Below are 26,430 nucleotides of genomic sequence, written 5' to 3' on the forward strand. Positions count from 1 at the left end.
GCCCGTCAGCGCTCATCGGCCCGGAGAGAGTTCCATCGAGGCACGAAGATCATCGATCGTTCTTCCGGCCTTCCCGCCTTCTGGCTCCACCTGGAGCGCTGTCTGCCCCTGGTCCCTACGCGCCCGTCGCCCCGCGCGGCTGCCGCGCCGCGGCCGTCGCATAAGGCGGCTCGCGGCCGGCGCGCACGGCGGCGAGATCGGCGCGCATCGTCCTCGCGTCGGGATAACGCTCCTGCTTGAGGAAGGCGAGGGCGCGGTCGACCACGGCGCACAGGCCGGGCGGCGCCGTGGGGGCGTGCATCGCGAGGGGCGGCGCCTTCTCCGTGGCGACCGCGATGAGCAGGCGCGCGTCCTCGAGGTTGCCGTGGATCGTGCGGCCCGCGAGCAGCCGGAACATCGTCGCTCCCAGGCCGAAGAGGTCCGTCCGGCCGTCGATCTCGCGGATGAGGCCCAGGGCCTGCTCGGGCGCCATGTAATCGTCGGTGCCGATCGACACGCCCGTCGCGGTCTTCGTCATCTCCGGCACCCCGGCGACGTCCTCGAGCAGCGGGTCGAGGACGCGCGCGAGGCCGAAATCGAGCACCCGCACGCGCCCGTCGTTGCCGATGTGGAGGTTCTCGGGCTTGAGATCGCGGTGAACGACGCCGTGCTCGTGCGCCACGATCAGCACGTCGAGGACCCGCTCGCCGAGCGCGAGCACCTGGCCGACAGGGAGCGTCCCGTGCCGCGCCATGCGGTCGAACACGGTCTCTCCCTCGAGCACCTCCATGGCCATGTAGACAAGGCCGTCGTCCGTGGCCCCGGACTCCAGCACCTGGGGGAGCCCGTCGCAGAGCGGCGCCACGGCGGCCAGCGCGCTCCCGATCGGCCCCTCGCGCAAGAACCGCTTTCGCACCGCCTCGATCTCGGCGAGCTCGGCGTGCAGGACCTTGAGCGCCGCCACGCACCCGTCAGCCCGGCGGCAAAAGAAGACGCTCGCCATGCCGCCGACCCCGAGGACGCTCTCCACCGCCCAGGGGCCGATCCACGTGCCGACGCGCTGCTCCGCCAGCTCCTCTTCGGTCGCCATGGGGAGATGTTACCACCGGCGGCTGCCCGCCGGGCCTCGTCCCGCAGGGGCTCGTCCGCGCCCCTCTTGCAGGGCCCCGGCCGCGTTCCTCGGGGCGAGGACTGCGCTCACCCTGGCGACCGCGGGCGACCGTCTTGCGGCGGACAGGACGAGCAGGTGCTGGAGGTCAGCGCCCCGTGGACGTCCCCGGCTGAGCGAGCGCCTGGACCGCTCGCCATAGCTGGGTCACGAGGTCGCGATCCAGGCCGACGGTGGAGAGCTTTCCGAGGCACCCGGCGCAGATGTGACCGGCCTGGAGCTTGATAGCCACGTCGGCCTTCTGCTGGCAGAGGTCGAAGAGGCAGGCGAGGGTCTCGGCGTGCAACAGCTTCGCGGGCTCATAATCGGCGGAGAGGGCGTGCAGCCCGTAGAGGAGTAGCTCGTAGGCCACGAAGGACGCGGCTGGCAAGGAGATGAGCTGATCCAGGCCGGCCAGCGAGATCACCGCCGTCCGGTGTCCCGGATGCCAGTGCGAGAACCAGCGGTCCGGCAGGGGCTGCTCCACGAAGACCACCTTGAGGGCGCCGGGGTCCAGCGAGTCCGCGTCGGCGACCAGCTCGTCCTCGTCGCGCTGCGAGAGCGGATCGGCAGGGATCGGGGACCCCTCGAGCGACTCGTCCACGTCGAAGGCCGGCGCGCCCTTCACACCGCCGAGCGCCTGGGATGCCGTCCGGAGCAGCGGGGCCAGCCGGGCAGCCGTGGGGACGCCGAGGACCCGAGGGCCGGGCCGGACGCGGCCGCCCATCTTCATGGCCATCATCGCGTCGTAATAATGGCCCTTCTTGCTCAGGGAGGACATCGGCCTGGAATAGGCGTCCCGCTCGGCGTCGAGCCGGTCCGCCTCGGCCTGGATCTCGGGATCCCCGCCGGCATAGCTTCGTAGCCGGCTGGCCGCGTCGGCCAGCGTGGACGCGGCTTCCTGCCACTGGCGACCGTCGTTGAGCCCCAGGGCCACCCGGCGAGCGCGGGCGGCGTCGAGCGCAGCCGCGGCCCGGAGCACCTCCGGATCCGCCGGCTGGGCGCGCGCCTGCTCCTCCGCGACCCGAGGCCATGACAGCGTCCAGGGCTCCTTCGACAGCGCGCCGTCCCGGTCCGCGAGCGCGACGTCGACCACGAGCGTCTCGGCGATCGCGCCGGCGGGGAAGCGCAGCCGGAACATCGGGGCCAGCACCATCCCGCCCGGGAGCGAGCCGAGCGAGAAGGAACAAGTCCCGCCGTCGCGGGTGCAAGGGTAGTCATTGAGCGACTCCACCTCGACGCCCTCGGGCGCGCGGATCACGAGCGCGGCGTCGCGGGCGACCACGGAGAGCACCTCGCCGATCTCCCGGCCGACGAAGCCGGGGAGCTCGTCGGCGCGCGCGGCGAAATAGAAGTTGCCGCCGCCCTCCTCGGAGAGGCGGCCCAGGAGGAACTCGTTGAAGCCCTCACCCAGGCCAAGGGTGCTTGTGGTCACCCGGCGCAGCCGCTCGGAGCGGGCGCGGGAAGTCAGCTCGTCGGGCGAGGTGATCCCGTGGTTGGCCTGGCCGTCGGTGAGCAGGAGGACGCGGCCGATGGCATCCTCGGGCAGGTGCGCGCCCACCTCGGCGCAGCCGCGGAGCCAGCCGCCGCCCAGGTCGGTGTTGCCTCGCGCGGTCACCGTGTCGAGCGCGGCCTCGGCGCGGAGCCGCGCCCCGGGCGTGGCCTCGGTGGAGGGGATGGGCACCTCGACCTGGTGGTCGAAGGTGACCACGCTGAAGCGGTCGCCGGGCTGGAGGGTGCGGATGGCCTGGCGAGCAGCTTCCAGCGCGAGCCGGAGCTTCTTGCCGGACATGGAGCCGGAGCGGTCAATCACCAGCGAGAGGTGGACAGGCTTGCGGGCCTGGCTCCCCTCGGGCCGGGGTACCGTGATCTCCACCCGGAGCAGTCGCTCCGAGGGCTCGGCGGGGAGCCATGGTCGATCGGGGCGGGCGTTGAACATGGCACCATGGCACACCCCGCCCCGGGCTGCCGTCAACGGGTCGATGGCTTCCGCAGGCCGGCAGATCGCCGCATCGCCGCATCGCCGCATCGCCGCATCGCCGCATCGCCGCGCGCCGAGCTTCACGCCAAGGAGACTCCCTCGATGCCCGTCATGCACTCGCTCCCGCCGGTTCATCGCCCTCTCGAGGACGCGCTCGCGCTCGGCCCCGCGCTGCTCGCGCGCGCCCGCACGGCAGAGGCGGCGCCCTGGCTCGCCGCCAGCCTCGTCGAGGGCCCCGCCGTGGTGCTGGGCGCGGCCCAGCGCGCGGCGCGCGTGGTCGACCTCTCGGCCTGCGCCGCGCGCGGCGCGAAGGTCCTGCGGCGCGCCACGACGGGCACCGCCGCGTTCCTCGGCGGGCGCGGCGTCGTGTGGACCCTCGCGCTGCCGCACGCCGCCTCGCTCGCGCCCGACGCCACGGCCCGGACGCTCCTCAACCGCAACGTGCGCGGCTTTCTCAAGGGCTTCTCCCGCGCCGGCGCGCCCGCGCATTACTTCGGGCGCGAGTGGATCTCGCTGCAGCACCGCCCCGCCGCGCTGCTCGGCCTCGACGCCACGCCGGACGGCGCGCTCCTCATCGAGGTCTTCGCGGGCCTCGACGCGCCGCCCGCGATCCCCCCGGAGCTCGCGGCGCCGGACGAGCGCGTCATCGACCGCTGGCTGGGCAAGGCCCCGGCCGCGCTCTCCGACGTCCTCCCGGCGCGCCTCTCGCTCGAGGCGCTCGCGCGCGCCGTCGTCGAGGGGGTCGCCCTCCGCGCCGCGCTCCCGCTGATCGACGGCGGCGAGGCGCCCGAGCTCGCGGCCGAGCGCTTCCAGCCCGTGACCGCGCCCGACGACCCGGTGCCGCCGGGCGCCTCCGCCGCGGCGCTGGCGCGCGTGCCCATCGGCTGGATCGAGGCCGCGGCGCTCGCCAACGTCCCGCATGTTCCGCTCGTTTCGCCGGCGCGCGCGTGGCTCGGCGGCGACGTGCTCACGGCGCGCTGGCTCCTCGACGCGCTCGGCCGGGGGGATGCGCCGGCGCGCGGCGAGGACGTCGACGCCTCGCCGCTGGAGGGGGCGACCCTCGCCGACCTGCGCGCGCTCGCGCGGCGCGCGCTCGCCCTGGGCCGCGCGCCCGGGGGCTGATCCGCCTCGGAGGCCTCAGAGGAGCGCCTGGCACGGCGCGAGCTGGCTCGCCAGGGGCCCGAGCGCCCCGCCGGCCGCGCCCCCGGCGAGGAGGCCCGCCAGCGCAGGGCGCGGGCGAGGATCCGGGTCGGGGACATGCCGCCCTCCGTCGAGGCGATAACGCCAGCGGGGACCCCGGGCGACGAGATCGGCGATCACGAGGAGGAACCTGTCGATGTCCGCGGCGCTGGTGCCGACGCCGAAGCTCGCCCGCACCGCGAGGGGCACCGCCGCGCTTCCGCTCGCCTCCGGCGCGCGATCCCCGGCGAGCGCCGTCATGAGCGGGTGCGCGCAGAACGACCCGTCCCGCACGCCGATGCCGTGCTCGGCGCTCAGGGCCGCGGCGACCGCGCCGGGATGGAGGCCCCGCACATTGAACGTCACGACGCCGATCCGCGGGCTCTCCGGGCCCCACATCGCGAGGCGCTCGACCCCGGGCACGGCGCACAGGCCGCGCGTCACGCGGTCGAGCAGGCTCGCCTCGTGCGCCGCCACGGCGGACATGCCCACCTCGGAGAGCGCGCGGCACGCCGCCGCAAGCGACACAGCGCCGACCACGTTGGGCGTGCCGGCCTCGTGGCGGGGCGCGCCGCTCGCCCATTCCACACCGTCGTGCGTGACGCGCCGGACGGCGCCGCCGCCGGCGAGGTAGGGGCGCGCGGCGTCGAGCCAGTCGCCGCGGCCGACGAGCACCCCGCCGCCGAAGGGGGCGTAGAGCTTGTGACCGGACAGCGCGACATAATCAGCCCCGATCCCGGCGAGCGCGATCGCGCGGTGCGGCGCGAGCTGGGCCGCGTCCACGGCGAGCCGCGCGCCGTGGTGATGGGCGACCGCGGCGAGCTCCGGGAGCGGCCACAGCTCGCCCGTGACGTTGCTCGCCCCCGTCACGGCGAGCAGCCGATGGCGTGAGAGCACGCCGCGCAGCGCGCCGTCGGCCCGCGCGATCGCCTCGTCCGCGCTCGCGGGCACCGGCAGGACGACGGACCGACCGCGCCGCCACGGCAGCTGGTTCGCGTGGTGCTCCGAGGCGAACATCACCACCGTCGTGTCCTCGGGCAGCGCCGCGGCGAGCAGGTTGAGCGCGTCGGTGGTGTTCCTGGTGAACACCACCGTGTCCTCGTCGCGCGCTCCCACGAAGTCCGCCACCTCCTGGCGAGCGGCGGCATAGAGCTCCGTCGTCACGGTGGACGCGAACCCCGCCCCGCGGTGCACGCTGCTGTACCAGGGCAACACCGCCGCGACCGCGTCGAGCACCGAGCGCAGGCACGGGGCGCTCGCCGCGTAATCGAGGTTCACGTAGCTCACCCGCTCGCCAGTCACGAGCGGCACGGAGAGGTCCGCCCCGACGACGGGCAAAGGGAGCGCGCCGAGGGCAGGCGGCGCCGGCGCGCCCGCGTCAGGGCGCCAGTCCACGAAGGAAGCGATCGACATACCACCTCACGAGTCCAGGGGACTCCGGGCGACCAGAGTCCGCGCTTGCCCGCCGCACATGCGGCCGGCCAGGTCGTCACCCGGGACACCCCACCGCGGATCGGAGGGTTGTCGGCCAGCGAGCCGGGGCTACGCGCTGGCGCTCATGACCTGCCGAACCATTACCGCGTTGGTCGCCTCGTGGCAAGGACCGGCTCGACCTCACAGCCGCCCGCTCGGCTGCGCACGCCGGTACGGTGGTTGCATTGTGGATCTCCGGGGCAACGCGACGCCGCACATCGCGGCTCCTGGACAGCGCCCTCACGGCCGACTCTGCCGCACGAGGCGGGGTGCGACCGTGAGCCGTCCGTCCTCCAGCGCACCCCGAGAGAACCCATGAAGACACCCGGACTCCTTCTCGCTCTCTTCCTCCTTTGCGCCTCCTGCAGCGCCTGCAGACCGGACGAGAGGCTCGCTCCCGTGGGCCACGGCGGCTCCGCGCCGGGCGACGCAGGCGCCGAGCCGGACGCCACCGAGGGCGGCGCCGGGGACGACCTGTTCGCCCGGCTCCCGGAGATCGCGCCGACGGCCACAGGGCGGCGGGGGGCGGCGGCGACGGTCAATCTCCGCGGGACGCTGGCCGCCATCGAGATCCTGAAGCGAGGGGGGGAACGCCGTCGACGCCGCGGTCGCCGCGGCGGGCGTGCTCGGCGTGACCGACCCGTTCTCCTGCGGTATCGGCGGCGGCGGCTTCATGCTCGTCTACCTGGCCGGCGAGCAAGAGGTGATCGCCCTGGATCACCGCGAGACGGCGCCGTCCCGGCTCGAGGCGAGGTCCTTTTATGAAGACGGGGCGCCGATCGCGTTCAATGAGCTCGTCACGAGCGGCCTGTCGGTCGGCGTGCCCGGCACGGTGCGGGGCTGGAGCGAGGCGCTCCGCCGTCATGGGACGCTCGGGCTCGGAGACGTGCTGAAGCGGGCCATCCAGGTCGCCGAGGCGGGGTTCGACGTCGACCAGACCTTCCTCGACCAGACCCGCCGCAACCTCGCCCGATTCCAGGCGATCACGAGCAGCAAAGCGCTCTTCCTGGGGCCCGACGGCGCGCCGTGGCCCGTGGGCACGATCTTCAAGAACCCGGATCTGGCCGGCACCTACCGGCCCATCGCCGAGGGCGGAGAGAAGGCGTTCTACGAAGGGCGGGTCGCCGAGGCGATCGTCGCCGCGGTGAAGTCGCCTCCCGTCGAGCCCGGGAGCGCGCTCGACGTCCGGGCGGGGGTCATCGAGCTCTCGGATCTCCTCGGCTCGCCAGGCGGGTCCACCATCATCACCACGGTGCTGCAGATCCTCGTCGGCCATATCGAGCTGGGCCTCCCCATCGACAGCGCGCTCGCGGCGCCGCGCCTGTCGCAGCGCAACTCGGGCGACGGCGCCACCGACGCGGAGACGGCGTTCCTGAGCGCCCCGGAGGCCGAGGGGCTCGCGTCCCTGGGCCACGTCCTCTCCGACGCGGGCACGATGGCAGGTGAGATCGGCGCGGCCACCGCCCTGCGCTTCAACGGCGATGGAACCGTGACCGCGGTCGCCGAGCCGGTCCGGCGCCACGGCGGGAGCGCGATGGTCGAGCAGGAGCGGTGAGCGCGGCGCGCGCGCCCCTCGGGGCCCGGACCCGACGGCCGCCCCGAGCACCGCGGAGGCGGGGCGCTCAGGGCGCCGGGGGGTGAGGCGCCATCTGCGCCAGCGCGGTGAACCAGTCCTCGAGGTGCCACGTCCGCGCGATCCGGTCGGGCGAGGCCCGTCGCGCGATCCTGGTGTTGATGGGGCAGCAGTCGGTAAGTAACCGTGATGCTTCAGCAGCAACGGCATCGCGGCCCGCGAGCGAGCGCCAGCGCTGATTCCGTCCACCCGCAGTCCACTGCGGGAGCTCGTCATTGCAATCCACAGGTCGCGGGCGGCGCTCACGCCTTCCAGGCGTCTTTGGGGTCCTGACGCCGACCCGGCGGCCCCCTGGACGGTGGAGACGCTGGCGCCGGAGGCGGGGCTGTCGCGCGCGGCGTTCGCCCGCCGGTTCACGCCCGAGCTGGGCGAGCCGCCGCTTGCGTACCTGACCCGCTGGCGCATGGGGCGAGCGGCCGGACCGCCGGGCGAGATCGAACGGAGCTGTTTCCGTCTTCCTCGCGCGCGCTCCCCGGGCGCTTGACGGCCGTCGGGTGGAGCTCAAGAGAGCGTTTCCCAAGCTCATCTCTGGCGCCGTGATGGGGAAGAATTCGAACACACAGGATCTGAGCCATAGAGAGGACGCAGCGTTTCTTCGTCCTCTCCTCCGTGTCCACCGCCTCGGTGACGCGTGCAGCCGTCGACCAGGTGGACGATGAATCTGCCCTGGGCTCGACATCCGAACGCACCCCCGCGTCGCTCCTTCAGGCTTGCTGTGCGTTGTTGCGGCGCACATCCTTTGCCTCCCTGCTACCTGCCTCCCTACCGCCTCCCTTCCAGCTGCCTTCGACCTCCATGAGCTCCCGATCGCGGCGCTCGCGCGCCTGGTCCGCGCGCGCTCGCTGTCGCTGCGGGATGGCGTCTCCACTCGAGGCCGCGCGCTCTGGCTGCAGGCCTACCAGCGCCTGCCCGCCCGCATGTCACCAGAGCCGTGGCCGCGAACCTCATGGAGAGGATCCGGGCGCGCCGGCAAATCATCGCGACCGACAGGGACCAGATGCGTGCCTGTTGAAAATTTCTATTGGAGATTCCGCCTGCTCTCGTGGTAGGGTGATCCTGCTCGGGGGAGACGCCCTGCAGGTAGGTGGAAGGGGGGAGTCGTGCTCATGCGCGATGGCACGGCCGCGCCATGTCCGCTGAATCGGATCGAGGGGGGGCAACGATGCCTCGGAAGAAGATTCTGCTGGTCGACGATTCTCAGACCATCCTGCGTATCGAGCAGATGGCGCTGAGCAAGCACTACGACCTCATCACGGCGAACGACGGCGGCCAGGGGATCGAAGTGGCCTTGGCGCAGCGGCCGGATCTCATCCTCCTTGATGTCGTCATGCCGCACATGAACGGGTTCGACGCCTGTCAGCAGCTGCGCGCGGAGGATGCGACGCGCAGCACGCCGATCCTGCTCGTCACCAGCCGGAGCGATGTCGCGCACATGGAACAGGGATTCCGGTGCGGCTGCTCCGATTTCGTCACGAAGCCTATCGACACGATGGAGCTCCTGGAAAAGGTCAGGAACTGCCTTGGCGACTGACACGGCGGCGAGGGCATCCGAGGGCGCACGTCTCGCCCCCTCCAGCGGCGACGATGGATCCGTAGCCCTGCCCGACGATGTCGGCAGAGAGGAGAGGACCAGTCCGTCCGGCCCAAGGGAGGCGGCCGCGTCGGCCGGACCGCCCAGCTGGCGCTCGCTGCCGGCGGTGGTCCAGCACGTCATGCCAGGCCAGCTGTTCGCTTCGCCCGAGCCGACCATGGTGACCACCATCGTTGGGTCCTGTGTGGCGATCTGCCTCTGGGACGCTACCACCGGCGTCGGCGGGATGAACCATTACGTGCTTCCGGAATGCCCGAGCCCGGCGATGGCCTCGGTCCGCTTCGCCGAGTTCGCATGCCAGCGCCTCCTCGAGCGGCTCGTGGCGCTCGGGGCCTCCAGCCGGGCGCTGCAAGCGCACGTCGTCGGGGGCGCCTGCCTCATCTCCGCGTTCCGGGAGCGCGGCACCCACCTCGGCGCCCAGAACGTGGATGCCGGGCTCGCGTTCCTGCGCGTGGAGCGGATACGGATCGCCCAGCTGGACACGGGCGGCAACCGGGGACGCAAGATCGTCTTCCGGACGAGCGACGGCGCCATCTCGATCCAGCCTCTGTGAGCCGCATGGACAGCGATCGCGACGAGCTGCTCCAGACGTTCACGCCAGAGGCGCACGAGATCCTCGACGAGATCGAGCGCGCGCTGCTTCAACTCGAGACCGGCCGCGACGCTCACGAGGTCCTCCAGCGCGTCTTCCGCGCCACCCATACGCTCAAGGGGAGCGCCGGCTCGGTAGGCCTCGGCGGCTTGAGCGCTCTCGGGCACGCCGCCGAGGACATCATCGAGGCGCTCTGCCGCGGCGAGCTCCCGCTCTCTACGCCCGTGGTCTCGCTGCTGCTCGAGACGGTGGACGCAGCCCGCCGGCTCGTCGCCGAGGTCGAGCGGGGGCAGGCCGAGCGCAGCACCTCGTACAGAGAGGTCGTCGCGCGCCTGGAGCAAGCGCGGCGCGGCGGGCTCACGGCGAAGGAGGACGCGGGGGCGACGAGCGCGCGCCGCGCGACCGAGGACGACGCGGAGGGAGCGACCGGCATCAAGAGCATCCGTGTCGCCGTCGAGAAGCTGGACTGCATGGCGGATCTCATCGGAGAGCTCACCCTCGGCCGGAACAGGATCGCTCGGACGCTCCGCGCGGTGCGCGGCGACGCCGGCGCCGCGCTGCGCGACGAGATGGAGGAGCAAGATCGGCTCTGCAAGGAGCTGGAGGAGGCGGTGCGCGCCGCGCGCATGGTGCCGGTCGGCCCCTGGTTCCGGCACTACGAGCGCACGGTGCGCGATCTCGCGCACGCGCACGGCAGGCAGGCGCGCCTCCTCGTCGTGCACGGCGACGTCGAGGTGGACACGGCCGTGGTCGAGCGGTTCAGGGACGCCCTGACGCACATCCTGCGCAACGCGATCTGTCACGGCATCGAGCCGCCCGAGGCCCGGCGCGCCGCGGGCAAGGACCCCTGCGGCACGATCACCCTTCACGCCGCGCACGAGCGGGGCGGCATCGCGCTCCGGATCTCCGACGACGGCGCTGGGATGAGCCGCGAGCGCATCGCCGCCCGCGTCTGCGCGCTGGGGAGGCACCCGGAGCCCGAGACGCTCCCCGATCATGAGCTCTTCAGCCTCGTGTTCGAGCCCGGGTTCTCCACGGCGGCGGAGTCGTCCCACCTGGCGGGGCGCGGCATGGGCATGGATGTCGTGCGGCGCAGCGTGGAGTCGATCCAGGGTACGATCCGGATCGAGAGCCGCGAAGGGCTCGGCACGTCGCTGTCGATCCAGCTCCCGCTCACCCTGGCCACCATCGAGGGGCTCTCCGTCGGGATCGGCGGCGAGCGGTACGTGATCCCGCTCCGCGCGGTGCTCGCCTGCTGCGATCTGCCCCGCGGCACGCTCGCGCACGGCGGCCCCCAGGGGCTCATGATCCGGCGCGGGCGCGCGCTGCCGTGCGTCCGCCTCCGGGCGCTCTTCGGGCTCGGCGGATCTCCCCCGCCGGATGAGCGCGTCGTCATCGTCGCGCACGACGGCTCCGAGGCCGGCCTCGTGGTCGATCTCCTCGACGGCGAGGGGCGCACGGTGGTCAAGCCGCTCGGCCAGCTGTTTCGCCGCGTCCGGGGCATCTCCGGCTCGACCATCCTCGGCGACGGCAGCGTGGCGATGATCCTCGACGTCGACGCGCTGCTCGGCGGCGTCCTCGGGGACCTCGGCCCGGTCGAGGCCCCCGACGAGCGCAGCGCAGCGCCAGCGGCCGCCGGAGGCAGCCCAGGATGAGCCGGCGCCCCGGCGCGCAGAGCGCCCGTTTGCCATCTCTCTCCATGGAGGCGTCATGATCTCCGACGCGTCGAGCCCCGTGTCGCAATATATCTCCTTCATCATCGCGGGGGACGAGTACGCGGTGAACATCCTCCGGGCGCGGGAGATCGTCGAGCACAGCGTCACATCGCGTGTCCCGATGATGCCAGCGTGCATCGTCGGCGCCATGAACCTCCGGGGCCGCGTCGTGCCGGTCATCGATCTCGCGGTCAAGCTCGGGCTGCCGCCGACGAGGGTGAGCCGGTGGACGTGCGTCCTCATCGTCGAGACCGAGCTCGACGGCGAGAACACCCGCCTCGGCCTGCTCATCGACGGTGTGGGCGATGTGCTCACGCTCTCCGAGGACGAGATCGAGCACGCGCCGGCCTTTGGCGCGCAGGTGCGCGCGGATCAGCTGCTCGGGATGGCGAAGGTGGGCCAGAAGCTCGTGCTGCTGCTCAACATCGACCGCATCCTCTCGCCGGCGGAGCTCCTGGCCTCGACGACGCCCGGCCCCTCGGCTCCCGGGGCCCCGCCGGCGCTCCCAGGCGGCCACGGTGCGCCGGCCGGCGAAGGGGACAGGCCATGATCTCGCTCGCCGAGCTGGGCTCGCGCGCCCTCGGCGACGAGGAGTTCGCGATGTTCCAGCGGCTCGTCAGGCGCGCCTCGGGCATCGCGCTCGGCCCGCAGAAGAAGCCGCTCCTGCTCTGCCGCCTCGGGCCCCGGCTCCGCGCGCTCGGGCTCCGCAGCTTCGGCGAGTACTACCGCCGCGTGACCGCGCCGGGCGGCGAGGGCGAGCTCGTGCACATGCTCGACTGCATCTGCACGAACGAGACCCATTTCTTCCGGGAGCGCGATCAGTTCGAGCTCCTCGAGCGCGAGATCCTCCCGGCGTGGCACGAGAGCGCGGGCCACGGAGCGTCCTTCGCGCGCGGCCGCCCGCTGCGCGCCTGGAGCGCGGCCTGCTCGACCGGAGAAGAGCCCTACTCGATAGCGATGTCGTTGCTCGACAGCCTGCCCTCCCGGGATCGCGGCGACGCGGCGGGACAGGCGCCGCCACGGGCCGCCGCCGCGTCGACCGGCGCTCCGGGGATCTGCATCCTCGCGACGGACCTGTCCGTCCGCGCGCTCGACCAGGCGCAACGCGCGGTGTGGCCGATCGAGCGGGCCTCGGAGATCCCGGAGGAGCGCCTGCGCACCTACATGCTCCGCGGGACGGGCGCGAGCGCGGGCCTCATGAAGGCCCGGCCGGAGCTGCGCAGGCTCATCACCTTCCGGCGCTTCAACCTGCTCGACGCGGCACCCAAGCGATTCGGCCTGTTCGATCTGATCTTCTGCCGGAACGTCCTCATCTACTTCGACGCCGCGACGAAGGCGTCGATCGTGGCGAGGCTCATCGCCAGCCTCGCGCCTTCAGGGTACCTGTTCCTCGGACACGCCGAGGGCCTCCACGGGACGGACCACCGCGTGCGGTGCGTCGCGCCATCCGTTTATCGGCTTTCGCCCCCGGCGGCGCTCGAAGCACGCCGCACCACATCTAGCCCGGAGCATGCATCATGCTTGCGCATATCGGAGTAGGCCGGAAGCTCTACCTCGGCTTCGCCGCCATGGTCGTCATCGTCCTCGGACTGGCGGGCACGGCCTACCAGAGGTTCGCGGAGCTCGACGAGGCCCGCTCATGGGACCAGCACACGTACGAGGTGATGCTCACGACGAGAGAGATCATGGCGTCGCTGCTCGACACCGAGACAGGAGAGCGCGGCTTCGTCATCACCGGGGCGGAATCGTTCCTGGAGCCGTACCGCAGCGGGCGCGACCGGTTCGAGCAAAGCCTGAGGCGTGCTCGGGAGCTCACCAGGGACAACCCGCGCCAGCAGACGCGCCTCGACAGGATCGACAAGCTCCACGACGAGTGGCTCTCCTCCGTGCTGGAGCCGATCATCCAGCAGCGCCGCAGCGCGGACGAGGCGAGGGCGCCGGCGGATCGCGTGGTCGAGGAGGTCAAGCAGGGGCGCGGGAAGGGCCTCATGGACCAGATGCGCGCGGCGCTCAAGGAGATCGACGACGAGGAGATCGCCCTCCTCGCCCAGCGGCAGGCGGCGACGAACGCGCTCGTCAAGACGATGTACGTGACGCTGCAGATAGGAGGTCTGCTCGCGATCGTCGTCGCCGCCGTGCTCGCCGTCATCTTCAGCAGGATGATCCTCTTGCCGCTCACCCAGGCGGTGTCGATCCACCAGCGCATCGCCGGGGGCGACTTCACGGGCCAGGTCACGGTGAAGAGCTCCGACGAGTTCGGCCAGATGCTCGGCGCCGTGAAGGCCATGTCGGAGCGCCTGGCGGGCCTCATCGGCGAGGTCCGGAGCGGCGCGGTCTCGGTCTCCTCGGTCTCGGTGCAGCTCTCGGCGACGGCGCAGAGCCTGTCGCAGGGCACCAGCGAGCAGGCGGCGTCCGTGGAGGAGACGATGACCAGCCTGCAGCAGCTGAGCGGCACGATCGCGAAGAACGCCGCCAACTGCAAGCAGGTCGAGGAGACGGCGCACCGGAGGACGAGGGACGCGGAGCAGAGCGGTCAGGCGGTCCGGGAGACGGTCGAGGCGATGAAGGCGATCACCCAGCGGATCGTGATCATCGAGGAGATCGCGTACCAGACGAACCTGCTCGCCTTGAACGCCGCGATCGAGGCGGCTCGCGCGGGCGAGCACGGCAAGGGCTTCGCCGTGGTCGCCACGGAGGTGCGGCGGCTGGCCGAGCGAAGCCGGGATGCGGCGAAGGAGATCGGCTCGTTCGCCGCGTCGAGCATCGTCGTCGCGGAGCGCTCGGGACAGCTCATCGCGGAGCTCGTCCCGTCGATCCGGGAGACCGCGGAGCTGGTGCAGGGCGTCGCCGTGGCATCCAAGGAGCAGTCGAACGGCGTGGCCCAGATCAGCGGGGCGGTGGAGCTGATAGAGCAGTCCACGCAGCGCAACGCGGCGATCTCCGAGGAGCTCGCCAGCACGGCGGCCGAGCTCTCGGCGCAGGCAGAGCAGCTTCAGAACGTGATGGCGTCGTTCCGCCTCGCGCAGGAGAGCGACGGCGACCCGGGCCAGAGGCCTGCGGCGCCGGGGCGTCTACCGGACCGCCGCGGCGGCAAGGCGCTGTGGAGGCCGCCGCAGAAGGGCCCCCCGAGCGGCGGCGCATCGAGCAACGGGCGCGTGCCGCACGCCCCGGGCGATCAGGATTTCGTCCCGTTCTAGAGCGGCGGTCGCCCGCTTCGGATACGGGCCCACCTCGACGTTCTCGGTGCTCAGCGCACCGGAGTGGGCTTGCGCGCCGAAAACGCCGATCTGGGCCCGTCTCCTGTGCGGGAGACCGCCGCTCTGCTCTTGCACCTAAGCGAGTACGAAGAAGCGATGTTCGTTCGTGGAGCGAAGGCCGCCCCCGAAGCCGCGGCGACCTTCGAGCTTTGCTTTGGCGAAACCGCCCCGCACGGCCTCATCGCATTGCTGTCGGGCGGGGAAGCGCGGTCGAGCGGCTAAGATGTGAGGCTGCCGTCGAAGCGCTGTCGTGTGTCTCTGAGATTTGCGGAAATTAGACGCTCGTGTCGTGCGGCTCCGCAGCCAACCATCGGCGGGATCCAGCTTCAGTCAAGATCGGCCGCCACCACCCTCCGACTGGCCACCGTCGCCCTCCGACTGGCCGCCTCCGCCCTCCGACTGGCCGCCTCCGCCCTCCGACTGGCCGCCTCCGCCCTCCGACTGGCCGCCTCCGCCCTCCGACTGGCCGCCTCCGCCCTCCGACTGGCCACCGCCACCCTCCGACTGGCCGCCACCGCCCTCCGACTGGCCGCCTCCGCCCTCCGACTGGCCACCGCCACCCTCCGACTGGCCACTGCCGCCCTCCAACGGGCCACCTCTGCCCCCGACGCCGCCAGCGCCTGCCATGGGGCAGCTGCGGGAGTAGTTCCTGGCGGTCACCTTATAGCAGCACTCGCCGTCTCGCTGCTCCGCGCTCTCCACCGACACGACCTCGTCGGTGCAACGTTCATTGATCAGGTTGAGCTCCTCCACCGCCTGCTCGCGGTCCAGGCACGTGAGCCCGCTCCCCCCACCGACGCCGGCGATCTCGCCGAGGTCGTCCCCGCCAGCGCCCCCCGTGCCCCCGCCGCCGGAGCCGGCCTGGGAGCCGCCGGGATCGCCGGAGCCGGCGTCCGAACATCCGGAACCATGAAGCGCAACAGCGAGAGCCAGAGCAGGAGCGAGACGCAGGTGCATTGCACGAGGATCAGCGAAGGCGCGGCGTGCGTAAAGCCCCCGCCGCGGCGCCCGTTCGCGAGATGCCGGCGTCGCGCGCGCCCGCCGCGCCCGCCCTCACTGGGGCGCGTCGCGCTTCTTGAACCACTTGGAGAGGTAGCGCTCTTCGAGGTCGATGAAGGCTTCGCGCATCATGGCCTCGTAGACGATGGCCTCGAGGACCCCGGGGCGCGGGGCGGGGGTCTGCTGTTGAATGAGCCCGGCCGGGACCCGCCGCGAGATCTTGTGGCTCGCGAGCAGCGGCTCCGCGTCCCCGGGCAAGATGAACTCCGCTTTGAACAGGAACTTGAGCCCCATGATGATGATCTGAGGCTTCTTGCTGGCATGGGCGATCCCGGACGACTCGACGCGATAGGTCACCACGAGGGAGGGGGAGGTCACGGTGAGCTGCTCCTCGGCGGCGCCCTCGAAGGGCGGGCCCGGCTCGAAGGTGACGAGCTCCGGTTCGAACCCCCGCGCGAGCCCCTCCACCAGGGCCGACGCGGTCCGCTTCTCCTGGGGATCGAGGCGGGTCGCATCCACGTAGCGGCTCGGCAGGGACGCGGCGCCGCTGAACATCGGGATCTTCCTGACGATATCGTCGGCGCGCTCCAGGTCCTGCGACGGAAGCCGCCGGAAGCGGACCTGGACGGCCGGGCCGCGGAGGCCCTGCGGCGTGCTCCTGGGCCCCACGCGCTCCGCGTAGGCGAGGAGCCGCCGCACGAAGTCGGCGTTCTGCTCGCTCCCTTCGGGCATCTCGCTCTTGTAGCGATCGAGCCCGCGCGCATAGAGCGCGTGCCTGGCGTCGTTGAACGCCTTGTCCAGGCCGTGCTTCGGGTAGCGCTCCGCGAACGCAAGCAGCGCCGCGAGCGTACCCACCTCCCGCGCCCGCTCGAGCTCCGCGGCGAGCGCGGCGCGGCGGGCCGCGGCGACCTCGGCCTGGATGCCCGTCCTGGGGTAGGCGCGGAGGAAATCGTCGATGGCCTCGACCGAGCCCTTCGCCACCGCGAGGCGCAGCTCGGCCCGCGGCAGCAGCACCTGCGAGACGACCTCCGCGTGGCCGCGGCCGCGCGCCATGTAGCTCTGGTACGCGGCCACGTCGTCGCGCTCCAGCGCCGCGGCGTACATCCGCGCGTCGCTCATCCGGTTGCGGAGGAAGAAGAGCCCGAGGCCGAGGATCACGCCGACAGCGGCCGCGAGGAGCCATGCATAGCTGTGCCACCCCGGGACCTCGCGCGAGAGCGGGATCGGCGACGCGAACGGGCTCTGGATGGCAGGCGGCTCGAAGGGATCGAGCCGGCGCAGCTCCGCGGCGTCGGGCTTCGCTCTCATGCGGTTGCACGCCGCTTCGACCTCCCGGATCACGTCGTCCGAGCGCGACGGGTCCTCGAGGGGAAAGGCGTGCTGCGTGCCGCCGAACGTGAGGACCACGGCGCCCCGAGGGCCCGCAGAGACGCGCGAGAGCTCCGCGAGCGAGAAGACCCGGAGCCTGTGGTCGCGCGCGTCGACAAGGTTCGCGGGGAAGACGAACAGGCCGGGCGCGAACGGCAGCGTGACCAGGTCGGCGTTGTAGGCGAGCGCCCGGAGCACGCCGATGACGGTGGTCGCGGCGAGCAGCACGTACGCGGCGGCCGCCGACCTCGGGTGGAGCGCGAGGACGCTGTTGACGTCGCCAAGGCCGGCCGCACAGAGCCCCGCCAGCAGGAGGCCCGAGGCGGCGCTGACCGTGAGCCAAGCCACGATGGTGCGCCGAGTCCCGAACCGGCTGACGATCGGCGCCGGCGCGAACCGCCCGCGGAACGCCTCGATCACGCCGTCCTGGATGGTACGCGGAAGCTTGTAGAAATTGATCTCGTTCATCGCGCTGCTCCCACTCGGCGCCGGAGCGCGGCGCCCTTCCACGGCTCGACCTGCCGATCGACTCTAATGCATTTCGCCCCGAGCTCCGAGACCGGAGATGGCAATTCCTTGCAGCAGGAGCGTGCGGCGATGCGTCGACTTCTGCTCCTCTGGCACTTATGCAGTCTCGTCGGCGCTGGCGCCGTGGTGGGCTGCGGCGATGACGAGCCCCGGAGGGCTCGAGCGCGCAGCGCCAAGGGCATGAAGCTGATGCTTGGCGGAAGGCTTACAGGATCTCGAGCGCGCCGAAGTGGGGGAAGCGGGGGAGGCGAGCGCCGCGAGGACCGGAGTGGTGAGGCAGCGGGCTCCCTGGGGCGGGATGGGTCATCCGGTCGTCTGCCAGCACGAGCCCGCCGCCATTCCGTGAGCGGCCGCAAAGCCGCGATCGATCAGCGCGATGAACGCAGCGTTCGCCTTCTTCGCCGAGCCTCCGCGCTCGAGCACGCGGATTGCTTCGCCGTACGCCGTGCGCCACGTCAGCACGACCATGCCGGCGACGAGCCGCGCGAGGCCATCGGCCTTCGGACCGGCGAGCTCGATCGCGAGCCCCTCGACCACCTCGTCCCCGATCTCGCGGAGGCGCGCCTTGAGCGACGGGCTCGCCGCGACGACGCGCCACCAGCCGGCCGTCTGGCTGTCGATGCGAGCGAACGGATGCTTCTGCTCGCACAGCCTGTCGGCGAGGCGGCGGAGCGCGTCGATCGGCGGCTGCCCTTGCGGCCTCCCGCGGATCGCCTCGCGCAGGAGCAGCTTCACCTCGTCCTCGCGATCCAGGAAGAGGTCCTCCTTGCGCGCGAAGTAGTTGAACACCGTCATCTTGGAGACATTTGCGGCGGCGGCGATCTCTTCGACGGTCACCGCGTCGAAGCCGCGCGCGAAGAACATCGCCGTCGCCACGTCGGAGATCCGCTGCCTGGTCTCGCGCTTCTTGCTTTCGCGGAGCTCGCCCATGGACCAAATCTTATACCAAGACAAAAAATTTGCCTGGATAAATATTTTATCTAGTATAAAATTCACGTCATGACTCACGACGTGGTCATCGCAGGCGCCGGCCCGGTCGGACTCTTCCTCTCGATCGAGCTCGCGACCGCGGGCGTGAAGCCGCTCGTGCTGGAGCGGCTCGCGGAGCCCGACCACACGATCAAGGCCGCCGGGGTCGGCGCGGTGGCGGCCGAGGCGCTGGAGCGGCGCGGGCTCGCGGGGGCGCTCGACGAGGAGCGCCGCGCCGCCATGGCGCTGATGATGCCGGCGCTGAAGGCGCGCTTCGGACCTGGGCCGATGAAGAGGCCGGGAGGCCATTTCTCTGGACTGTTCTTGATTCAGCCGAGCCTCCAGCGCGACCCGGAGCGCCACATGCGTCCCGTGCCGCAGGAGGCGCTCGAGAAGATCCTGAACGCGCGCGCGACGGAGCTCGGGATCGAGATCCGTCGCGGCGTCACGGTGGAAGGCTTCGAGCGGGACGACGGCGGCGTGACCGTGCAGACGAGCGCGGGCCCGCTGGGCGCGAAGTACCTCGTCGGCTGCGACGGCGGCCGGAGCCGCGTCCGCAAGCTCGCCGGCTTCGAGTTCCCCGGCACGGATCCGACGATCACCGGCTATCAAGCCGTCGTCGAGCTCGATGCGCCCGAGAAGCTCGAGACGGGCTGGCGCCGAACGCCGCGCGGCCTCGTCGCGTCCGGACCGATGCCGGGGCGCGTCTTCACGGCGGAGTTCCACGGGCCGCCGCCCAATCGGGAGGCGCCGATCACGCAAGCCGAGGTCGAGGCGGCGATCCAGCGCGTGAGCGGCACCGACGTCAAGATCCTGTCGATGACGATGGCGACGCGCTGGACCGATCACGCGCGGCAAGCAACGACCTACCGGATGGGCCGGGTCCTCCTCGCCGGTGACGCCGCGCACGTCCACTCGCCCTTCGGCGGCCAGGGCTTGAACCTCGGCCTCGTCGACGCCGCGAACCTCGGCTTCAAGCTCGCCGCGGCGGTGAAGGGGCGCGAGCATCTCCTCGACTCGTACACCGCAGAGCGCCACCCCGTCGCTGCGCGCGTGCTCGAGAATACCCGCGCGCAGGTCGCGCTCATGCGTCCTGACCCGCTCACGAGCGCGCTCCGCGCCATCGTGAGCGACCTGATGATGCTGCCCGAAGGCAATCGCTACTTCGGCGAGATGCTCACGGGTGTCGGCGTTCGTTACGACCTCGGTGACGACGACCCGCTCGTCGGCACGCTCGCGAAGGACCAGCTCCTCACGCTCGAGGGCGGGAGCGAAGAGCGGCTCTATGTGCTGATGGAGAAGGGCGGCGGCCTCTTCATCTCGCCGTCGGAGCGGTCACTCCCGCACGACGTGCATTGTGCGCGCACCAAAGACGGCCCGTCGATGCTCGTCCGACCCGACGGCTGCATCGCGTGGACAGACGCGTCGTCGATGTCGCTCGACGACGCGCTCGCGCGCTGGTTCTGAATCGGAGCGACGCGCGCGTCGCCGCGCCGGTTTTTTCGTACCGGCGACACCCGGCCTGGCCTATCGTGCTCGACCATGCGCCCGTTGGCCCTGCTCTTCGGCTCGTGCACCGTCCTGCTTCCTCTTGCTTGCGGCCCTGTCCAGCCTCAGGGGGGCCCCGGAGCCCCGCTGAAACCCCTGGGCTCCTCGGCGGAGGCGGGCACAGCGAGCCCCGCGAGCCAGACGCCTCCGCGCGCCGTGAGGCCGCGAGGCGACGTCACCGTCACGCTGCTCTACACGACGGACGAACATGGCTGGCTCGAGAGTTTGTCCGCGGACGGCGTGAGCCGCGGCGGCGCGGCCGAGCTGCTCGGGAGGCTCGTGAAGCACGAAGGGCACTGCCCAGGGCCTGTTCCCGCGGGCATCGACGCGGCAGGGGCGCTCACGCCCGCCGCGCCCGAGGATTGCACCTCGCCGCGCACGCTCCTCCTCTCGGGCGGCGACAACTTCACCGGCCCCGCCATCTCGACGTATTTCAACGGCGTGTCCATGGCGAGCGCGATGGGTCGCATGGGGTATGCCGCCTCGGCGTTCGGCAATCACGAGTTCGATTTCGGCGTGACTCAGTTCTCGAAGCTCCGTGACCTCGCGCGATTGCATTACCTCGCGGCGAACGTGAAGATCGACGACGCGAAGCTCGCGGGCGAGCTCGCCATCCGGCCTTACGAGGTCTTCGAGCGCAAGGGCGTGAAGATCGGCGTCGTGGGGCTCGCCGCAGCGGATACGCTGAAGGCCGCGATGGCCGAGCGCTTTCGAGGGATCACGTTCGAGCCCACCGAGGCCTCCCTCGACAGGGCGATCCACGAAGCGCGGGAGACGGGAGCAGCCGACGTCGTCGTCGTGACCGCGCACGAATGCCCCGACGATCTCGTGCCCATCGTGAAGAGACACCCGGAGTGGCAGCTCGCGTTCGTCGGAGGGGGCCATTGCCACAGGAAGATCGACGCGCGCGCGGGCGACACGCCCGTCATCACCCCCGGCTGGCGCCTGCACCAGTACGCCCGCGTCGCCATCACCGTCAACCCCGGCAATCCCCCGGGGGCCCGCGTCGTCACCGTCAGCCATTCCATCGTCGACGTGGCGACCGATCCGCAAGTCCCGGCGGATCCTCCGCTCGCGCGGCTCGTGAAGGCGTCGAGGACGAAGGTCGACGGCGCGCTCGGGAAGGTCATCGGCCATTCGGAGGACGGCATCGGCCCGGAGGAGGCTGTCGGCAAGATCGTGAGCGACGCCTGGCTCCACGAGGTGGGCGGGGACGTGGCGATCATGAACCGAGGCGGCGTGCGACAGACCATCCCCCGGGGGCCGATCACCCACGCGACCATCTGGAGCGTGCTCCCGTTCGACAACCGCCTGGTGAAGGTATCCATCGACGGCGCGACGCTCGCGAAGGACCTCGAGGCGACGTCGTTCATCATCTCCGGCGCGAAGAGAGCGCCAGACGGAAACTGGTCGGTGGGCGGCAAGCCGATGGATCCGAGGAAGCGCTACACGGTCATCATCAGCGATTTCATGTACGGGGGCGGTGACGGCGCCGTCTTCGCGGCGCAAGATCCGAAGGCCGTGGGGACGGGGCTCTCGTGGCGAGATCCGGTGATCGCGTGGATCGAAAAGAAGAAGAGCGCGGAAGGGGCGCCGCTCGAGAAGAAGATCGACGAGAGGCCGGCGGGCAAGCAGAGATAGTCGATCGGGCCTATCGGGGGCACGCTGGAGGCGCGGAGCGGGTGCTGGTGCTCCCTCTCGCGACCGCGGGCGGAGCGCCGAACGAGCCGTTCAAATCTCGCGGACGTCGGGGTATGCTTTTGCCGTGATGCCGGGGGATCCGTCCAGTCGCGCCGCAAGGGCAGCGCTCAGCGCGGGCTCGCTCGCCGCTGCGCTCGTCTGTTGCCGGGGCGAGGCGCTCGCGCAACCGGCGGCCGATCCTCTCCCGGAAGAGCCGGCGCCTGTGGCGCAGGGGCCGGGCCGGGCGCCGGGGCTCCGGGGCGGGGCGCCGCTGTTCCACCTCGGCGCGCGCGACAACGCGCTTCGCACGAGCCGGTTCGGCTGGACCACCAGCGCCACCACCAGCGTCTTCGGCCTCGACGGCGGGCCTTACAGCGAGGACGGCGAGTACGCCGGCATGACGTTCTCGCTCGTCCCCCGCTACTCGTTCGTGAGCACGAAGGAACACTGGGCCTGGGTGGGCACCGACATCGCCCTGAGCGTGCCCCTGTCAGACGGCGATGTCCCCGGAGATACCCCCGTCACCCTGGCGGACCTTCCCCTCCAGGCCGCGTACACCTATACGATCTTCCAGGACGACAAGGGCCTCGCCCTGCTCGCCGGGCCTCGGCTCGGCGTCGCGCTCCCGACGTCGCCGGCGAGCCGGTACGCCGGAGTCTACGCGCGCACGCGGCTCGGGCTCGGTGTGCTCGCGAACGTCCCCCTGCTCGATGAAGCGTGGTTGAACGGCGTCTTCTTCTCGGCCGGCGGCGTATGGGAGCACCTGTTCTCGCAGGCCACCACGCCCGTGAACGGCGACCCCGTCAGACCTCGTACGTCCCCGTCGGGCGAGGTGCTGCTCGACGATCGGCTCTCGGGGGAGTTCCTGCTGCGCGATCAGCTGTCCATGCGGATGAGCTTCTGGGTCAACCTCTGGGGCGATCTATCGCTCGGCAACACGTGGGGGCTCGTGGCTCGATTCCGTGATGCGCCGCTCGATGAGGGCTGTGTGCAGACCGTGCTGACGTGCGTGCCCGTGGCGTCGCGCGGCTCGTCGGCGACGACGACAAGCACCACGTTCGAGGTGTCGCTGAGCTACCCGGCAGAGGACATCGCGTGGTTCGAGCTCGGCTACGACAACACCGCGCCCAGCCTGGGGGCGGACGGACAGCACCGTTCCCCGTTCTACAGCCCTGATGCGCAGCTGTACCTCTCGATGACCCTGTTCCTCGATAGCCTCTATGCGAGGGCGACAACCCCGTCTGCCAGGCAGCTGACCGCTGCGCGCTGAGTCGGCGGATCCTTGGTAAGAGCGCCCTGCTCGGCGCGCGGGGCGGCGGCGGCCAGCGCCAACGCGGCGGTCGGCGCGGGCTCAGAGCGCGAGCGAGCTCACGGGTTCGCGTAGAAGTAGTAGGTCGCGCTGTAGTCGATGCGCGCCTCGGCGCCATCGTGCGCCTTGTCGCAGCCGTCCGCCGGAGCTTCGCCGCCCACGGTCTGAACGCGCTGAATCCACGCGACGTGGCTGAGCACGCCTTGCCCCTCCGTCGACTTGATCTCCAGGAGCAGCCAGGGGATCGCGGCGGTGTCGGGAGCATCGACCTTGGCCTTCATGGCACCAACGATCTTGCTGCCGTCCGCCGCTTCCCACGTCGGGCCGCCGTAATGCTTGCCCAGCGTCTTTCCTGCCTCGTCCGAGAGCGTCGCGTCCGGGGCTTTGAGCGTCCATTCGAATTTCGCCTTGGGCTCCTTCTTCTTGCCGCACACGTAGATCTGCGCGCCCTTGGCGTTCGCCTTCAATACGAGATTGGCCGTGCTCGGCGCCTTGATGGCATCGGGGGCTTCGGGGGGCGCCAGCTTGGGGACGCTCGCAGTCGCCGCGGGCTCGGCCTCAGGCGTCGTTTGCGAAGGTGCCGGCGCCGGCGGCGCGGGCGCAACGGGCGCGGGAGCTTCGGCGCTCGCGAGCGGTTCGCTCGGCGGCGGGCTCGAGGCGCTCGGCGTCGATCCCGCGCAACCACAACCTACGGCGATGAGTCCAATCGCATAACGCGCATTCATGATGAATTCCTCTCTGATCGCGGCGGCACAGGGGGCCAGGAAATCCAAGCGCGATCCGGAAGTCAATCTCCTCGTGGTGGCCGTCCGACCGTACGGCCACGCTGCATGCATTGGCACAAATTTCTTGACAAATTGAAGCGGATTTGCGCGGATTATCTTCCCGGTCGCGGCTCATTTCAGGGTGATATCCAGATGCGCACACATCGCGGAGTTCTGGCATCGGCGTTCGTCATCTTCTGCAGCTATGCGTGCGGGGACGTTCCATCCGATCCGCCCGTTGGTCAGGGCGGCGCCGGGGGGATCGGCGGCCAAGGTGGCGCGGGCGGCGTAGGCGGTACAGGCGGCGTCGGTGGCGCGGGCGGGAGCGGCGGCGCAGGCGGCGTCGGCAACACGGGCGGGAGCGGCGACTCAGGCGGCACGGGCGGGAGCGGCGGCGCCGGTGGCACGGGCGGGAGCGGCGGCACGGGCGGGAGCGGCGGCCAAGATGGCGCAGGCGGAGCCGGTGGGGGCGAGCCTCAGGCTGCGGAGACGATCGATTTTGATGTCGTCAGGTTCTATGCGACCGGCTCGAGCTATGGCGGCGTCCCATTCGCGCTCGCGGACCTCAATGGTGATGGACTCGTCGACGGCGCGCTGGCGCTGCGCAGCGCGAACAGAGTCGCGGTGCTCCTCGCCGATGGCAAGGGTGGGTTTCTTCCTCGGACAGAGCACGTCGTGAACGGTGCGCATGACGTCGCCGTGGGCGACGTGAACGGCGACATGAACCAGGATCTCGTCGTCACGCTCCTGAGCGCCGACGCTGGCGTCCGCGTCCTGCTCGGCAACGGCGACGGCACGTTCCAGGCCCCGATTTCGAGCCCGGGAGCGGACTACGTCTCGCCCGTCCTCGCCGACGTGAACGGTGATGGGAAGCTCGACATCGTGGCGAGCCGCAACGGCAATAGCATCACGATCCTGGCGGGGGACGGCGCGGGCGCGTTCACGACGTCGAGCACGCTCACCGGGACCACGAACTGTCGCTTCATCACGCTGGCCGACCTCGACGGCGACGGCGTGCGCGACATCGTCGGTTACGACACGGAGATCTCCTCGCCGGTCGTCAGCGTGCGCTTCGGTCAGGCCGGCGGCGCGTTCGGCCCCGTGACGAAGACCACGATCTCCGCGCAAGACGGCGTGCCGGTCGGCAGCGCGGCTGATCTGGCGGTCGGCGACCTCGACGCCGACGGCAACCCCGATATCGCTGCCGTGGATACGAAGGGAATGACCCTCTTGATGGGTAGCCCGTCGGGCGCGCTCTCGGCGACCAGGCGCGTCCCGGCCGGCCTCGCGCCGAGCGGCGTCGTCATCGGCGACTGGGATGGCGACGGTAAACAAGACATCGCGGTGGAGAGCATGGACGACTCGATCCTCAGCGTTTTTCGAGGTGACGGGCTCGGGGGGCTCGAGCCGCGGGTGACCTATTTCACTGGACACCGTGGCGCGCGCGTCCGGTCGGGAGATCTCGACGGGGACGGCAACGCGGATCTCGTCATGTCGATGGGCGGCCTCATGGTCGCGCGAGGTCGCGGAGACGGGACGTTCCACGCAGCTCCGGCGCTGCTCGGGGGCAAGGGCGCGAGCGGCGCGGCGCTCGGCGATTGGAATGAAGACGGCAAGGCCGACGTGGTCGTCGCGTATGCCGGTGGCCAGTCGCTCTCGTTATTTCTCGGGAAAGGGAGCGGCGCATTCGATATGCCCGTGACCATGCCCGCCGGTGGCGTGGATCCGGAGCAGGTCGTCGCATGGGACGTGAACGGCGACGGGCACCTCGATGTCGTGTTCGGCACCGACGCGGCGGGAAAGGTCGGTGTGCTCCTCGGTGACGGCGCAGGCTCGTTCGGCCCCGTGACGCTCCACGAGGGCGGGAGGAAGATCGCGCTCACCGACATGAATGGAGACGGCGCCGCCGATGTCGCGGCGACCACCTTCGACAACGTGCGCGTGCTCCTCAACGACAAGGCTGGCGGGTTCCTGCCGCCGATCGCGTATCCCGCGGGGATGAACATCCTGGATGTAACGGCGCGCGATTTCAATGGCGATGGGAAGGCGGATCTGGCGACGGCGAACTACGACAGCGATGATCTTCGGCTCCTCATCGGCGGCGGAGACGGCACGTTCGAGGCGGCCACGAGCCTCCCGGTGGGCAGCTCCGCGTGGACCGTCGCGCCCGCCGATTTCACGGGCGACGGCGTGCTTGATATGGCTTTCGCGACGGTGGGTAGCGCGAGCGTCGTCGGCGTCCTACCCGGCCAGCCACGGGGGATGTTCGGCGCGCCCATCACCATGCCGGTCTACCTCCCCATCGAGACAGCGCTCAGCACGGCGGATTTCGACTCCGATGCGCGGCCCGATATCTTCCTTGCGCTCGGCGGCGGTGGGACGGTGGGGGTGTTTCGCGGCAAGGGCGACGGCACGTTCGACGCGGCGCTCATGTACCAGAGCGTCTTCACCAGGGCGCTCGCGATCGGAGACGTGAACGCCGACCAGAGGCCGGACGTGCTCGTCGTCTCCACCCCGGTCCAGCAGGACGGGAGCGTGAACGTCTTCGTCAACATCTCTCATTAGGGCCATCTCCGAGCCTCGAGGTCCTCGTAGCGCGGGGAGGGCGCATGCGCTCTTCCACCTGGCACGCGGCCAGCCGGCCGAGTCCGGCGTGTTCGTGGCGAAGCGCAGGGATCCCGAGGAGGACGGCCGGTTCTCGCTGGGGGCGCCAAGGGG

19 protein-coding genes, 1 pseudogene and 1 riboswitch are annotated in these 26,430 nt (G+C 71.2%); of the genes and pseudogenes, 13 read left to right on the top strand and 7 right to left on the bottom strand.

What is annotated here, in order from left to right:
* Positions 1-115: 115 nt before the first annotated feature.
* Both WMF44_RS06685 and WMF44_RS06690 read right to left on the bottom strand, forming a co-directional pair.
* Complete coding sequence (locus tag WMF44_RS06685) at positions 116-1,069, bottom strand: serine/threonine-protein kinase (RefSeq protein WP_437298284.1); 954 nt, start codon at positions 1,067-1,069, stop codon at positions 116-118.
* A 166-nt stretch (positions 1,070-1,235) separates the two neighbouring features.
* Positions 1,236-3,065, bottom strand: a complete 1,830-nt coding sequence (locus WMF44_RS06690) for a vWA domain-containing protein (protein ID WP_437298285.1) — start codon at positions 3,063-3,065, stop codon at positions 1,236-1,238.
* A 144-nt stretch (positions 3,066-3,209) separates the two neighbouring features.
* Here WMF44_RS06690 and WMF44_RS06695 point away from each other — a divergent pair, with 144 nt between their 5' ends.
* Positions 3,210-4,229: a lipoyl protein ligase domain-containing protein gene (locus WMF44_RS06695; protein ID WP_437298286.1), complete on the top strand. Its 1,020-nt coding sequence runs from the start codon at positions 3,210-3,212 to the stop codon at positions 4,227-4,229.
* Between the two features lie 15 nt (positions 4,230-4,244).
* On the opposite strand, the gene WMF44_RS06700 is transcribed toward WMF44_RS06695, so the two are convergent.
* Complete coding sequence (locus tag WMF44_RS06700) at positions 4,245-5,699, bottom strand: aminotransferase class V-fold PLP-dependent enzyme (RefSeq protein ID WP_437298287.1); 1,455 nt, start codon at positions 5,697-5,699, stop codon at positions 4,245-4,247.
* 36 nt (positions 5,700-5,735) lie between these two features.
* Positions 5,736-5,850, bottom strand: a riboswitch (SAM riboswitch).
* Between the two features lie 540 nt (positions 5,851-6,390).
* On the opposite strand from WMF44_RS06700, the gene WMF44_RS06705 reads away from it, so the two are divergent.
* From WMF44_RS06705 to WMF44_RS06740, 8 genes and pseudogenes are all read left to right on the top strand, one after another.
* The gene (locus WMF44_RS06705; protein WP_437298288.1) at positions 6,391-7,314 is read left to right on the top strand and encodes a gamma-glutamyltransferase; all 924 of its coding nucleotides are present in this window, start codon (positions 6,391-6,393) and stop codon (positions 7,312-7,314) included.
* Positions 7,315-7,669: 355 nt separating this feature from the next.
* Positions 7,670-7,810, top strand: a pseudogene (locus WMF44_RS06710) (AraC family transcriptional regulator); the annotation flags it as partial.
* A 744-nt stretch (positions 7,811-8,554) separates the two neighbouring features.
* Positions 8,555-8,923, top strand: a complete 369-nt coding sequence (locus WMF44_RS06715) for a response regulator (protein WP_437298289.1) — start codon at positions 8,555-8,557, stop codon at positions 8,921-8,923.
* 166 nt (positions 8,924-9,089) lie between these two features.
* Positions 9,090-9,536: a chemotaxis protein CheD gene (locus tag WMF44_RS06720; RefSeq protein WP_437298290.1), complete on the top strand. Its 447-nt coding sequence runs from the start codon at positions 9,090-9,092 to the stop codon at positions 9,534-9,536.
* A gap of 5 nt (positions 9,537-9,541) precedes the next feature.
* Positions 9,542-11,230: a chemotaxis protein CheA gene (locus tag WMF44_RS06725; RefSeq protein WP_437298291.1), complete on the top strand. Its 1,689-nt coding sequence runs from the start codon at positions 9,542-9,544 to the stop codon at positions 11,228-11,230.
* A 55-nt stretch (positions 11,231-11,285) separates the two neighbouring features.
* The gene (locus WMF44_RS06730) at positions 11,286-11,840 is read left to right on the top strand and encodes a chemotaxis protein CheW (RefSeq protein ID WP_437298292.1); all 555 of its coding nucleotides are present in this window, start codon (positions 11,286-11,288) and stop codon (positions 11,838-11,840) included.
* Entirely contained in the window at positions 11,837-12,829 is a 993-nt protein-coding gene (locus WMF44_RS06735; protein ID WP_437298293.1) for a CheR family methyltransferase, read from the top strand. Before WMF44_RS06730 ends, WMF44_RS06735 begins: the two co-directional genes overlap by 4 nt.
* Complete coding sequence (locus WMF44_RS06740) at positions 12,808-14,487, top strand: methyl-accepting chemotaxis protein (protein ID WP_437298294.1); 1,680 nt, start codon at positions 12,808-12,810, stop codon at positions 14,485-14,487. Before WMF44_RS06735 ends, WMF44_RS06740 begins: the two co-directional genes overlap by 22 nt.
* Positions 14,488-14,877: 390 nt before the next feature.
* Here the strand turns inward: WMF44_RS06740 and WMF44_RS06745 are convergent, their stop codons facing one another.
* The 3 genes from WMF44_RS06745 to WMF44_RS06755 form a co-directional block, all read right to left on the bottom strand.
* A complete protein-coding gene (locus WMF44_RS06745; protein ID WP_437298295.1) occupies positions 14,878-15,504 on the bottom strand; it encodes a hypothetical protein in 627 nt (208 codons plus the stop codon).
* 96 nt (positions 15,505-15,600) lie between these two features.
* Positions 15,601-17,382, bottom strand: coding sequence for a hypothetical protein (locus tag WMF44_RS06750; protein WP_437298296.1), 1,782 nt, complete (start codon positions 17,380-17,382; stop codon positions 15,601-15,603).
* Positions 17,383-17,745: 363 nt separating this feature from the next.
* The gene (locus WMF44_RS06755) at positions 17,746-18,450 is read right to left on the bottom strand and encodes a TetR/AcrR family transcriptional regulator (RefSeq protein WP_437298297.1); all 705 of its coding nucleotides are present in this window, start codon (positions 18,448-18,450) and stop codon (positions 17,746-17,748) included.
* Here WMF44_RS06755 and WMF44_RS06760 point away from each other — a divergent pair.
* From WMF44_RS06760 to WMF44_RS06770, 3 genes are all read left to right on the top strand, one after another.
* Entirely contained in the window at positions 18,442-19,878 is a 1,437-nt protein-coding gene (locus WMF44_RS06760) for an FAD-dependent monooxygenase (RefSeq protein ID WP_437298298.1), read from the top strand. The genes WMF44_RS06755 and WMF44_RS06760 overlap by 9 nt on opposite strands.
* Positions 19,879-20,115: 237 nt before the next feature.
* Positions 20,116-21,600 carry a bifunctional metallophosphatase/5'-nucleotidase gene (locus WMF44_RS06765; protein WP_437298299.1) on the top strand — a complete coding sequence of 495 codons (1,485 nt, stop codon included), beginning with the start codon at positions 20,116-20,118 and terminating at the stop codon, positions 21,598-21,600.
* Positions 21,601-21,724: 124 nt separating this feature from the next.
* Positions 21,725-22,909 carry a hypothetical protein gene (locus WMF44_RS06770; protein ID WP_437298300.1) on the top strand — a complete coding sequence of 395 codons (1,185 nt, stop codon included), beginning with the start codon at positions 21,725-21,727 and terminating at the stop codon, positions 22,907-22,909.
* Positions 22,910-23,007: 98 nt separating this feature from the next.
* On the opposite strand, the gene WMF44_RS06775 is transcribed toward WMF44_RS06770, so the two are convergent.
* A complete protein-coding gene (locus WMF44_RS06775; protein WP_437298301.1) occupies positions 23,008-23,721 on the bottom strand; it encodes a DUF3455 domain-containing protein in 714 nt (237 codons plus the stop codon).
* Between the two features lie 144 nt (positions 23,722-23,865).
* On the opposite strand from WMF44_RS06775, the gene WMF44_RS06780 reads away from it, so the two are divergent.
* Positions 23,866-26,277, top strand: a complete 2,412-nt coding sequence (locus WMF44_RS06780) for an FG-GAP repeat domain-containing protein (protein WP_437298302.1) — start codon at positions 23,866-23,868, stop codon at positions 26,275-26,277.
* Positions 26,278-26,430 lie beyond the last annotated feature (153 nt).

The sequence above is a fragment of the Sorangium sp. So ce426 genome, assembly GCF_051475585.1.
Taxonomy (GTDB): Bacteria; Myxococcota_A; Polyangia; order Polyangiales; family Polyangiaceae; genus Sorangium; species Sorangium cellulosum_B.